We start from the raw sequence: 14,056 nt of genomic DNA, 5'->3' as shown, positions 1-14,056 counted from the left end.
ATGCTTTCCAACCCTAATATCGACCTGGTGTCGCGCTTTCTTCGCCTGCCTCTGGAACAACGCCAGCAGTTCTACCAACGTTTGCAAACCCGTGGCATGAGCTTCGGGCAACTGCCGATTGCCCCGGCTCGCGAGGCCGGTGAAGCGCTGCCGCTGTCCTACGCCCAGGAACGCCAATGGTTCCTCTGGCAACTGGACCCGCACAGCGCCGCCTACCATATCCCCGGTGTGCTGCGCCTGAGCGGGCGCCTGGATAAAAGCGCCTTGCAGCGCAGCTTCGACAGCCTGCTGGAACGCCATGAGAGCCTGCGCACGCGCCTGCATCTGGACGGCGACAACCGATCCCAGGTGGTGCTGGCCCACGCCGTCGTCGAGATCGTTGAAAGCGCGGTCAGCGAAGACGAGCTGCAAGCGCGGGTGCAGGCCCTTATCGGCGAACCCTTCGATTTGCAGCAGGGTGCGTTGCTGCGGGTGAACTTGCTCAACCTGGGCGAAGACGAGCAGGTGTTGGTGCTGGTGCAGCACCACATCGTCTCCGACGGCTGGTCCATGGGCGTGATGGTGCAGGAATTGATGCAGCTCTACGCCGCCTACAGCCAGGGCCAGGACTGCCAGCTCGCCACACTGCCGATCCAATACGCCGACTACGCCCTGTGGCAGCGGCGCTGGATGGAAGCGGGGGAGAAGGAGCGCCAACTTGGTTACTGGCGCGAGCAACTCGGCGGCAGCCAGCCGGTGCTGGAATTGCCGTTCGATCACCCACGGCCGGCGCGCCAGAGCTATCGCGGCGCGCGTCAGGATGTGGCGCTGGAACCGGCGCTGGTCGCCGGCCTCAAGGCCCTCGCGCAGCGCGAAGGCGTGACCCTGTTCATGTTGTTGCTGGCGTCGTTCCAGACCTTGCTGTACCGCTACAGCGGGCAGTCGGACATCCGTGTCGGCGTGCCGACCGCCAACCGCAACCGCGCCGAGACCGAGCGCCTGATCGGCTTTTTCGTCAATACCCAGGTGCTCAAGGCCGACCTTGACGGCCAGATGACCTTTCGCCAGTTGCTGGCCCAGGTCAAGGAGCGCACGTTGCAGGCCCAAAGTCACCAGGACCTGCCGTTCGAGCAACTGGTGGAAGCGCTGCAACCGGAACGCAGCCTGAGCCATAACCCGCTGTTTCAGGTGATGTTCAACCACCAGGCGCAAACCCGCAAAAATGCTGGCGCGCAGCAATTGCCAGGGCTGGGCGTGACGTCACTGGAGTGGGCCAGCGAGAGCGCGCAGTTCGACTTGAGCCTGGACACCGAAGAAACCGACCGCGGCCTGTGGGCTTCCTGGACCTTTGCCACCGACCTGTTCGAAGCCGCCACCGTGGCGCGCATGGCAGCGCATTGGCAAACCGTGCTGCACGGGATGGTCGCCAGCGCTGGCAACCGTCTCGCACAACTGACGTTGTTGGCCGACGCTGAACAGCGCGACATGCTGAACGGCTGGAACAGCGGCGGCGCGGCCTTCGAAAGCCCGCTCGGTGTGCATGGGCTGTTTGAGTTGCAAGCGCAACGACGTCCCGACGCCATTGCCCTGTGCCTCGATGAACAGACGCTGACCTACGCCGAACTGAATCGCCAGGCCAACAGACTGGCCCATTACCTGATCGGCCAGGGCGTTGGCGCGGAAGTCATGGTGGGCGTCGCGGTGGAGCGTTCGTTGGCCATGGTGGTCAGCCTGTTGGCGATCCTCAAGGCCGGTGGCGCCTATGTGCCGCTGGACCCGCAATACCCGCGCGAACGCCTGCTGCATATGCTCGAAGACAGCCAGGTGCGCCTGGTGTTGTGCCAGTCCGCCCAGCAATTGCCGTTGCCCGCCGACGTGGCGCGGCTGGATATCGACAACGCCGAACACGCCTTGCAGCGTTGTGCCGAGGGCAATCCGCAACGGTCGGTTGACCCGCAGAACCTGGCCTATGTGATCTACACCTCGGGCTCCACCGGCAAACCGAAAGGCGTGGCGATCAACCACGCGGCGCTCACCGAATTTTCCAGCATTGCGGCGGGCTATTCGCGGTTGACTGAAGATGATCGCGTCCTGCAATTTGCCACCCTGAACTTCGATGGTTTCGTTGAGCAGCTGTACCCGGCGCTGACCCATGGCGCCACCGTGGTGTTGCGCGGTGCGGAGCTGTGGGACAGCGGCCGTCTTTACGCGGAAATCATCCGCCAAGGCATCACCCTGGCCGACTTGCCAACGGCTTACTGGAACCTGTTCCTGCTCGATTGCCTGGCAGCGGGGCCGCGTTCTTATGGGGCCTTGCGCCAGATCCATATCGGCGGCGAAGCGATGCCGCTGGACGGCCCGGCGCAGTGGCTCAAGGCGGGGCTTGGCCATGTACGTTTGCTGAACACCTACGGCCCGACCGAAGCCACCGTGGTGTCGAGCGTATTGGATTGCACCAGCGGCGCGGAAACCATCGGCGCCACTGCCAGCCCGATTGGTCGGTCGCTGCCGGGGCGTGCGCTGTACGTGTTGGATCGCGACTTGAATCTGGCGCCGTTGGGCGCCGTGGGCGAGCTGTACATCGGCAGCGAGTGCGGCCTCGCTCGCGCTTACCTGAATCGTCCGTTGCTGACCGCAGAACGCTTCGTCCCCGATCCCTTCGGCGGCGACCGTCTGTATCGCACCGGTGACTTGGCCCGCTACCGCGCCGATGGCGTGATCGAATACGTCGGCCGTGTGGACCATCAGGTGAAAATCCGTGGTTTCCGCATCGAGCTGGGGGAAATCGAGGCGCTGTTGCTGGCTCAGGACGGCGTGCGTGAAACCTTGGTGTTGGCGGCTGACAATCAATTGGTCGCCTATCTTGTCGCCGACTCAACAGATGCCGAAGCCCTGAAAAGCGTGCTGCGCGAGCAACTGCCGGACTATATGGTGCCCGCGCACCTGATCTTCCTCGACCGCATGCCGCTCAACCCGAACGGCAAGCTGGACCGCCAGGCGCTGCCAAAACCGGACGCCAGCCAAGCGCAACAGGATTGGGTCGCGCCGGTTACGGAGCTGGAACACCAAGTCGCCGCGATCTGGGCCGATATCCTCGGCGCTGAACGCGTCGGCCTGAGCGACCACTTCTTTGAAATGGGCGGGCACTCGTTGCTGGCCATGCAAGTGGTCTCGCGCCTGCGCCACGCCCTGGCGCAGGAAGTGCCGTTGAAACTGGTGTTCGAACAACCCCGGCTGGCCGGTTTTGTGGCGGCGGTGCAGGCGCTGGAAAGCGTCGAACAAGCACCACCGCTGGTGGCACGCAATCGCCTGCAACCGCTGCTGCTGTCTTACGCCCAGGAGCGCCAGTGGTTCCTCTGGCAACTGGACCCTGACAGCGCCGCTTACCATATCCCCAGCGCCTTGCGCCTTAGCGGCCAGTTGGACAGCGAGGCCTTGCAGCGCAGCTTCAACACCCTGATCGCGCGCCACGAAAGCCTGCGCACCTATGTGCAGCAGGAAGGCGAGGGCGCGGTGCAGGTGATTGGTGCGCAGGTCACGCTGCCCATCGAACTCGCCGACATCGACGAGGCCGACTTGCACGCGCGGGTCGCCGCCGAAATCGCCCGGCCGTTCAACCTGCAACAGGGCCCGCTGCTGCGCGTGACCTTGCTGCGCCTGGCGGCGGATGAGCATGTGCTGGTGCTGGTACAGCACCACATCATCTCCGATGGCGGCTCGATGGCGGTGATGGTGGACGAGCTGGTGCAGCTCTACAGCGCCTACAGCCAGGGCGAGGTGGCGCAGTTGCCGGCGATGCCGATCCAGTACGCCGACTATGCGCTGTGGCAACGCGACTGGATGGAGGCTGGCGAAAAGCAACGCCAGTTGCGCTACTGGCGCGACCTGTTGGGCGGTGAACAGCCGGTGCTGGAATTGCCGTTCGATCACCAGCGCCCGGCCCAGCAAAGCCATCGCGGCGCGCGCCTCGACGTGCCGTTGCCGGCGGCGCTGGCGGCCAGTCTCAAAGCGTTGGCCCAGCGCGAAGGCGTGACGATGTTCATGCTGCTGCTGGCCTCGTTCCAGACCTTGCTGCACCGCTACAGCGGCCAGCAGGACATCCGCGTCGGCGTGCCCATCGCCAACCGCAACCGGGTCGAGACCGAGCGCCTGATCGGCTTCTTCGTCAACACCCAGGTGCTCAAGGCCGATATCGACGGCCAAACCACCGTCGCCCAGCTGCTGCAACAGGTCAAGCAACGGGCACTGGACGCCCAGGCCCACCAGGACTTGCCGTTCGAACAACTGGTGGAAGCGCTGCAACCGGAACGCAGCTTGAGCCTCAACCCGCTGTTCCAGGTGATGTTCAACTACCAGACCGACGGGCCGCGTGAACCGCTGGCACTGGCACACCTGAACATCGAAAACCTGGCCTGGGAGCGGCGCACCGCGCACTTCGACCTCGACCTGGACACCCACGACAGCCGCGACGGCCTGTGGGCGTCCCTGGGTTACAGCACCGATCTGTTCGACGCGCCGACCATCGCGCGCATGGCGCGGCATTGGCAGAACCTGTTGCAGGCGATGGTTGCCGATCAGCAGCAGAACGTGGCGCAGTTGCACCTGCTCGATAGCGATGAGCAGCAGCACATCCTGCAACTGTGGGATCGCAACGAGTCCGGCTTCTCTAATGCGCGCTTGGTACACGAACTGTTCGCCGACCGCGCCCATGAAAATCCCCTGGCCGTAGCGGTCAAGTTCGACACGCAAACCCTCAGCTACGGCGAGCTGGACCGTCAGGCCAATCGCCTGGCCCATGCGCTGATCGCCCGTGGCGTCGGCCCCGAAGTGCGTGTGGCGATTGCCATGCCGCGTTGTGCCGAGAGCCTGGTGGCGTTCCTCGGCGTGATGAAATCCGGCGGCGTGTATGTGCCGCTGGACATCGAATACCCGCGTGATCGCCTGCTGTACATGATGGAAGACAGCCGCGCTCAACTCCTGTTGACGCATTCCAGTGCCTTGCAGCAACTGCCGATTCCCGAGGGCCTTGAGGTGCTGGCGATTGATCACACCGAGGACTACGCCGAGACCGCGCCGGAAGTGGCGTTGGACGGCGATAACCTTGCCTACGTGATCTACACCTCCGGTTCCACCGGCATGCCCAAAGGCGTGGCGGTTTCCCACGGGCCTTTGGTGGCGCACATCATCGCCACCGGCGAACGCTATGAAACCAGCCCAAGCGACTGCGAACTGCACTTCATGTCCTTCGCCTTCGACGGCTCCCACGAAGGCTGGATGCATCCATTGATCAACGGCGCCAGCGTGCTGATCCGCGATGACAGCCTGTGGCTGCCGGAATACACCTACGCACAAATGCATCGCCACAACGTGACCATGGCCGTGTTCCCGCCGGTGTATCTGCAACAGCTGGCCGAACATGCCGAACGCGACGGCAATCCACCGGCCGTGCGGGTTTACTGCTTCGGCGGGGATGCGGTGGCGCAGGCCAGTTACGATTTGGCCTGGCGTGCGCTGAAACCGACCTATCTGTTCAACGGCTACGGCCCGACGGAAACCGTGGTCACGCCGCTGCTGTGGAAAGCCCGTCGCGGCGATCCATGCGGCGCCGTCTATGCACCGATTGGCACACTACTGGGCAATCGCAGCGGCTACGTATTGGATGCCCAACTCAACCTGCAACCCATCGGCGTGGCCGGTGAGTTGTACCTGGGCGGCGAGGGCGTTGCGCGGGGTTACCTGGAACGTCCGGCGCTCACCGCCGAGCGCTTCGTCCCCGATCCGTTCGGCAAACCCGGCAGCCGTGTGTACCGCAGCGGCGACCTGACCCGTGGTCGCCCGGACGGCGTGGTGGATTACCTAGGTCGCGTCGATCACCAAGTGAAAATCCGTGGCTTCCGCATCGAACTGGGGGAAATCGAAGCGCGCCTGCGGGAACAGGACAGCGTGGGCGAAACCGTCGTCGTCGCTCAAGACAGCCCGACCGGCAAACAACTGGTGGCGTACGTCGTGCCCGCCGATGCGCCGCTGGCCAACGAAACCGAGTTCCGCGAAACCCTGCGGCGCGCCCTGAAGACCCATTTGCCGGACTACATGGTCCCGGCGCACTTCATGTTCCTCGCCAAAATGCCGCTGACGCCCAACGGCAAGCTCGACCGCAAGGGCTTGCCGCAACCTGACGCGGCACAGTCCCAAGGCACGTGGGTCGCGCCGGTCACCGCATTGCAGCAGCAAGTCGCCGCGATCTGGGCCGATGTGCTCGGCGCCGAACGCATTGGCCTGACCGATCACTTCTTCGAGCTGGGCGGGCATTCCCTGCTGGCCATGCAGGTGATCTCGCGGGTGCGCCAATTGCTGGCGCGGGAAATCGCTTTGCGCACGCTGTTCGAACAGCCGCAACTGGAAGGTTTCGTCCTGGCCTTGCAGGCCCTGCAAACCGATGAAGCGCCGCTGGCGCCGCCGATGTTGGCGGTGGAGCGCGATCAACCGTCGAGCCTGTCCTACGCCCAGGAACGCCAGTGGTTCCTCTGGCAGCTGGAGCCGGAAAGCGCCGCCTATCACGTGCCCAACGCTTTGCGCCTGAGCGGTGAACTGGACCGCGCGGCGCTGCAACGCAGCTTCGACAGCCTGCTGGCGCGCCATGAAACCCTGCGCACCGTATTTGTCAGCGCCGGCGAGCACACCCTGCAACAGGTGCTGCCGGTGGCCACGCTGCACATCGATAGCGTGGCCCTCGACAACCCGAGTGCGGCGCAGGTGCAAGCGCTAGTTGAAGCGGAAATCGCCCGCCCGTTCGATCTGCGCCAGGGCCCGTTGCTGCGGGTCAAGTTGCTGCAATTGAGCGCGCAGGAACATGTGCTGGTGCTGGTGCAGCACCATATCGTCTCGGACGGCTGGTCGATGCAGGTGATGGTCGATGAGCTGGTGCAGCTTTACGCCGCCTACAGCCAGGGCCATGACGCGCAGTTGCCGGCCATGCCCCTGCAATACGCCGACTACGCGCTGTGGCAGCGCGCTTGGATGGACGGCGGTGAGAAGCAACGCCAACTGCACTATTGGCGCGAGCTGTTGGGTGCCGAGCAACCGGTGTTGGAGCTGCCACTCGACCATCCGCGCCCTGCCGTGCAGAGCTATCGCGGTGCGCGCCTGGACGTGGCGCTGGAGGCGAATGTGGTCGCCGGCCTCAAGGCCTTGGCGCAGCGCGAAGGCGTGACGCTGTTCATGCTGCTGCTGGCCTCGTTCCAGACCCTGCTGCACCGCTACAGCGGCCAGTCGGACATCCGCGTCGGCGTGCCGATTGCCAACCGCAACCGCGTGGAAACCGAGCGCCTGATTGGCTTCTTCGTCAACACCCAGGTGCTCAAGGCCGATATCGACGGGCAGATGAGCTTTGCCCAGGTGCTGCAACAGGCCAAGCGCCGCGCGCTGGAAGCCCAGGCGCACCAGGACTTGCCGTTCGAACAACTGGTGGAAGCGCTGCAACCGGAACGCAGCCTGAGCCACAACCCGCTGTTCCAGGTGATGTTCAATCACCAGTCCGAGCTGCGTGTGCAGCGTGGCGAACAACTGCCGGGCCTGCGCCTGGAAGGGCTGGAGTCCAACAACCATCCGGCGCATTTCGACTTGAGCCTGGACACCCAGGCCTCGGCCGATGGCCTGTTTGCGACGCTGACTTACGCCACCGACCTGTTCACCGACGCAACCATCGCGCGCATGGCGCAGCATTGGCAGCACCTGCTGCACGCCGTGGCCGCTGATGCCCGCCAACGGGTCGCCGAGCTGCCGCTGCTGGCCGGTGCCGAGCAAGTGCAGTGGAACAACGGCGCCGCCGCGTTCCAAAGCCCGATGGGTGTGCACGGTCTGTTTGAGCAGCAAGCACAACGGCGTCCCGACGCGATTGCGCTGTGCCTCGACGAACAGACGCTGACTTACGCCGAGCTGAATCGCCAGGCTAACCGGTTGGCGCATTATTTGATTGCCCAAGGCGTCGGCCCCGAGGTGTTGGTGGGTGTCGCGGTGGAGCGTTCGTTTGCCATGGTGATCAGCCTGTTGGCGATCCTCAAGGCTGGCGGCGCCTATGTGCCGCTGGACCCGCAATACCCGCGCGAACGCCTGTTGCACATGCTCGAAGACAGCGGCGTCAGCCTGGTGCTGACCCAATCCCACGTGCCGATGCCGTTGCCCGCCGGGCTGCGCAGCGTGGCGATTGATCGGGTGGCGTTGTTTGCGGAGGGCAATCCGCAGGTGGTGGTTGAGCCGCAGAACCTGGCTTATGTGATCTACACCTCGGGCTCCACTGGCAAACCGAAAGGCGTGGCGATCAACCACGCGGCGTTGACGGAGTTTTCCAGCATTGCGGCGGGTTATTCGCGATTGACCGAGGATGATCGTGTCCTGCAATTCGCCACGCTGAACTTCGATGGATTCGTTGAGCAGCTGTACCCGGCGCTGACCCATGGCGCGACCGTGGTATTGCGCGGTGCGGAATTGTGGGACAGCGGCCGGTTGTACGCGGAAATCATCCGCCAAGGCATCACCCTGGCCGACTTGCCGACCGCCTATTGGAACCTGTTCCTGCTCGATTGCCTGGCAGCGGGGCCGCGTTCCTACGGGGCGTTGCGCCAGATCCATATCGGCGGCGAAGCGATGCCACTGGACGGCCCGGCGCAATGGCTCAAGGCGGGTCTGGGTCACGTGCGTTTGCTGAACACCTACGGTCCGACCGAAGCTACGGTGGTGTCGAGCGTGCTGGATTGCACCAACAGCGCAGAAACCATCGGCGCCACCGCCAGCCCGATTGGTCGGTCGTTGCCGGGGCGGGCGTTGTACGTGTTGGATCGCGATTTGAATCTGGCGCCGTTGGGCGCCGTGGGCGAGCTGTACATCGGCAGCGAGTGCGGCCTCGCTCGCGCTTACCTGAATCGTCCGTTGCTGACCGCAGAACGCTTCGTCCCCGATCCCTTCGGCGGCGACCGTCTGTATCGCACCGGTGACTTGGCCCGCTACCGCGCCGATGGTGTGATCGAATACGTCGGCCGTGTGGACCATCAGGTGAAAATCCGTGGTTTCCGTATCGAACTGGGGGAAATCGAGGCGCTGTTGCTGGCCCAGGACGGCGTGCGTGAAACCTTGGTGTTGGCGGCTGACAATCAATTGGTCGCCTATCTTGTCGCCGACTCAACAGATGCCGAAGCCCTGAAAACCGTGCTGCGCGAACAACTGCCGGACTATATGGTGCCCGCGCACCTGATCTTCCTCGACCGCATGCCGCTCAACCCGAACGGCAAGCTGGACCGCCAGGCGCTGCCGAAACCGGACGCCAGCCACGCGCAACAGGATTGGGTCGCGCCGGTTACGGAGCTGGAACAACAAGTCGCCGCGATCTGGGCCGACATCCTCGGCGCTGAACGCGTCGGCCTGAGCGATCACTTCTTTGAAATGGGCGGGCACTCGTTGCTGGCCATGCAAGTGATCTCGCGCCTGCGCAACCTGCTCGGTCGCGAAGTGCCGCTGCGCAGCCTGTTCGAACAGCCGCGCCTGCACGGGTTTGTCGCCAGTGTGCTGGCTGATGCGCTGAACGCGCAGCCGCTGGCGCCGCCGATGCTGGCGGTGGGGCGCGGGCAGCCGTTGCCGCTGTCTTATGCCCAGGAGCGCCAGTGGTTCCTTTGGCAGCTGGACCCGCACAGCGCTGCTTACCATATCCCTGGCACCTTGCGCCTGAAGGGGGACCTCGACACGGCTGCGTTGCAGCGCAGTTTCGACACCCTGGTGGCCCGCCATGAAAGCCTGCGCACCCACGTGCAACAGGACGGCGAGCGCGCGGTGCAGGTGATTGCGGCGCACGCCGACGTCGAGATCCTGCGACTTGATGCCGATGAGGCGGGCTTGCAGGCGCTGGTGGAAGCACAGATCGCCCAGCCGTTTGACCTGCAACACGGCCCGTTGATGCGCGTGAGCCTGTTGCGTCTGGCCGAGGATGAGCATGTGCTGGTGCTGGTGCAGCACCATATCGTCTCCGATGGTGCGTCGATGCAGGTGATGGTCGATGAGCTGGTGCAACTGTATGCGGCCTTCAGCCAGGGCCAGGTCCTGCAACTGCCGGACATGGCGCTGCAATACGCCGACTACGCAAGCTGGCAGCGCGGCTGGATGGAGGCCGGCGAAAAACACCGCCAGCTCGACTACTGGCGCGAGCACCTGGGCGGTGAACAACCGGTGCTGGAATTGCCGTTGGACCATGCGCGCCCGACCCTGCAAAGCCATCGCGGCGCGAGCCTCGACATCAGCGTGCCGCCGGCCTTGCTGGCGAAGCTGCGGCACGTGGCGCAGCGTGAGGAAGTCACGCTGTTCATGCTGCTGCTGGCGTCGTTCCAGACCCTGCTGCACCGCTACAGCGGCCAGCAGGACATCCGCGTCGGCGTGCCGGTTGCCAACCGCAATCGTGAGGAAACCGAGCGGTTGATCGGCTTCTTCGTCAACACCCAGGTGCTCAAGGCCGACATCGACGGACAATTGACCGTCAGCCAACTGCTGCAACAGGTCAAGCAACGGGCGCTGGAAGCCCAGGCGCACCAGGATTTGCCGTTCGAACAGTTGGTGGAAGCGTTGCACCCCGAGCGCAACCTGAGTTTCAACCCGTTGTTCCAGGTGATGTTCAATCACCAGACCGACAGCGCTGACCAGCTGCAACAACTGCCGGGCCTGCACATCAGCGGCTTGGAATGGGAGACCCGCACCGCGCAGTTCGACCTGAGCCTCAGCACCCAGGAATCCAGCGACGCGCTGTTTGCTTCGCTGATCTACGCCACTGACCTGTTTGACGCGGCGACCCCGGCGCGGATGGCGCGTCACTGGCTGAACCTACTGGAAGGCATGACCGGCGATGCACAGCAGCACATCGGCCAGTTGCCGTTGCTGGACGCGACCGAGCAGCAGGTGTTGGTCCACGACTGGAACGCTACCGCGCAGGCTTATCCGCTGCAACGCGGTGTGCACCAGTTGATGGAAGAACAAGTCGCCCGCACCCCGGATGCGCCGGCGCTGGCGTTTGGCGAAACCCGCCTGAGCTACGCCGAACTGAACCGCCGCGCCAACCGCCTGGCCCATCGCTTGATCGAAGCGGGCGTGGGGCCGGATGTGTTGGTCGGCGTGGCGGTGGAGCGGTCCATCGAAATGGTCGTCGGCCTGTTGGCGATCCTCAAGGCGGGCGGTGCCTATGTGCCGCTGGACCCGGAATACCCGCGTGAACGCCTGGCCTACATGCTCGAAGACAGCGGCGTAAAGCTGCTGCTGACCCAGGCGCATCTGCTGGAGCAACTGCCGATTCCGGCAGGGCTGCACAGTTTAGTGCTGGGTGAGTCGTGGTTTGACGGTTATGGCGAGCACAATCCGGGCATCGTGATCGACCCGGAAAACCTCGCCTATGTGATCTACACCTCCGGCTCCACCGGCCAACCCAAGGGCGCGGGCAACCGCCACTCGGCATTGACCAACCGCCTGTGCTGGATGCAGCAAGCCTATGAATTGGACGCGCGGGACACGGTGCTGCAAAAGACCCCGTTCAGCTTTGACGTGTCGGTGTGGGAGTTCTTCTGGCCGCTGATGACCGGCGCCCGCCTGGTGGTGGCAGCGCCGGGCGATCATCGCGATCCGGCCAAACTGGTCAGCCTGATCAATGCCGAGCACGTCACCACGTTGCACTTTGTGCCGTCGATGTTGCAGGCCTTCCTGCAAGACCCGGCCGTGTCCACCTGCCACAGCCTGCAACGCATTGTGTGCAGTGGCGAAGCGTTGCCGGTGGATGCCCAGCAGCAGGTCTTCGCGAAACTGCCCGCTGCCGGCCTGTACAACCTGTACGGCCCGACTGAAGCGGCGATCGACGTGACCCATTGGACCTGCGTCGAGGAGGGCAGCGACACCGTGCCGATCGGCGAGCCCATCGCCAACCTGCGCACCCATGTGCTGGATGCGCAGCTGCTGCCGGTGCCCGTCGGGGTTGCCGGCGAGTTGTACCTGGGCGGCGAAGGCCTGGCGCGCAGTTATCATCGGCGTCCGGCGTTGACGGCAGAGCGTTTTGTGCCGTGCCCGTTCCACAGCGGCGCGCGTTTGTACCGTACCGGCGACCGTGTGCGCCAGCGTGCCGACGGGGTGATCGAATACCTCGGGCGCCTCGATCATCAGGTCAAGTTGCGTGGTTTGCGGATTGAACTGGGTGAAATCGAAGCGCGTCTGCTGGAGCATCCGACGGTGCGCGAAGCCACGGTGCTGGTGGTCGATAACAAACAGTTGGTGGGCTATGTGGTGCTGCACGCGGCCGATACCGAGTGGCGCACGCACGTCAGCGCTCATCTGGCCAAGTACTTGCCGGATTACATGGTGCCGGCGCAATGGGTGGTGCTGGAGCAGATGCCGTTGGGTCCCAACGGCAAGCTGGACCGCAAGGCGCTGCCCAAGCCGGATGCCGCTGGCCAAGGCCGTGAATTCGCGGCGCCGCAAACGGCGTTGCAGCAGCAGATTGCGCGGATTTGGGCTGAGGTGCTGGAGGTTGAGCGCGTCGGTGTGCACGACAACTTCTTTGAGTTGGGTGGCCATTCGTTGTTGGTGTTGCTGCTCAAGGAGCGGATCAACCGTCTCTGCGGCGCCGCGCTGGCGGTCAACCAGTTGATGCTCAACCCCACGGTGGCCGGGCAAGCCCGTTGCATCGAGGGGGATGCGCCCAGTTCATTGATCGTACCGCTCAACAGCCAAACCCAAGGCACGCCGCTGTACCTGTTCCACCCAAGTTTCGGCTCGGTGCATTGCTACAAGCCGATTGCCTTGGCGTTGCGTGAACAACGGCCGGTGTTTGGCATTATTTGCCGGGCCTTGGTGGAAGAGGACGGCGCGGTGCCGGGCTGGGCGCAGATGGTCGCGGACTATGCGCAGCAACTGCTGGACGCGCAGCCGCAGGGTGCATTCCGCCTGGCGGGCTGGTCGCTGGGTGGCAACCTGGCGATGGAAGTGGCTTACCTGCTGGAGCAGGCCGGGCGTACGGTGGAGTTTGTCGGCTGGATCGACGCGCCACCGCCGGCACGGTTTACCGCGTTCTGGGAGCAGGGCGCTGGGCAGTCGCAGGCGGAGCTGAGTGCGGTTGAACGCCGGGCGCAGATGCTGGAAGTGATGTTCCCGGCGTATGCCGAGCAGATCCAGGCGCAGTGGCAGCAAGCTCAGCAGGTTGATCACGATGAAGAGCAGCAATGGCAGCACCTGTGCGACTGGGCGGAGGGGGCATTGGGCGCAAGCTTCCAGGCGCTCAAGGCCGAGCTGCAACGCGGCGGGGAAACCGAGCGGTCGTGGGCGATCAAACAGATCCTTGATGAGCGTTTGCAGGCTACCGACTTCCGGGCGATCAAGGCTCCGGTCAGTTGCTGGTGGGCGGCGCGCAGTGAGGCGGGGATGCACCAGGCATTGATCGAAAGTGGTTTGCGTGAGGTGATTGGGCAGGCGGGGATTGAGCGTTCGGTGGTGATTGACACGACTCACCACCGGATTGTCGATAATGCCGAGTTCATCAAGAGCCTGGTGGCGGCGCTGGCTTGAATATGGCGGCACAGGTGACATCCTTTGTCGCCTGACCCGCCGCCTTCGTAGCCTCGCTAAAGCTCGACAACTCCCACATTTTGATCTGTGAACACCGTCAAATGTGGGAGCTGGCTTGCCTACGAAGGCGGCGGCACAGGCGATATCCTTTTTGCCTGACCCACCGCCTTCGTAGCCTCGCTAAAGCTCGACAACTCCCACATTTTTGATCTATGAACACCGTCAAATGTGGGAGCTGGCTTGCCTGCGAAGGCGGCGGTACAGGCGATATCCTTTTTGCCTGACCCACCGCCTTCGTAGCCTCGCTAAAGCTCGACAACTCCCACATTTTTGATCTGTGAACACCGTCAAATGTGGGAGCTGGCTTGCCTGCGAAGGCGGCGGCACAGGCGATATCCTTTTTGCCTGACCCACCGCCTTCGTAGCCTCGCTAAAGCTCGACAACTCCCACATTTTTGATCTATGAACACCGTCAAATGTGGGAGCTGGCTTGCCTGCGAAG

1 protein-coding gene is annotated in these 14,056 nt (G+C 64.0%); it reads left to right on the top strand.

The genetic code is table 11. From position 1 onward, the window contains the following. Window positions 1-13,554 (top strand): non-ribosomal peptide synthase/polyketide synthase, encoded by a 13,554-nt coding sequence (locus ACU688_RS19755; protein ID WP_448186051.1) that lies wholly within the window; start codon window positions 1-3, stop codon window positions 13,552-13,554. Window positions 13,555-14,056: the final 502 nt, after the last annotated feature.

It is taken from the genome of Pseudomonas acericola (SeqCode) (assembly GCF_053456465.1).
Note: the sequence above shows the minus strand (reverse complement) of the source record. Positions and strands in the feature narration are given on the sequence as shown.

Excerpts from the sequence above, each read along its gene's own strand:
- ACU688_RS19755 (WP_448186051.1), top strand. The coding sequence starts at position 1 with ATGCTTTCCAACCCTAATATCGACCTGGTGTCGCGCTTTCTTCGCCTG.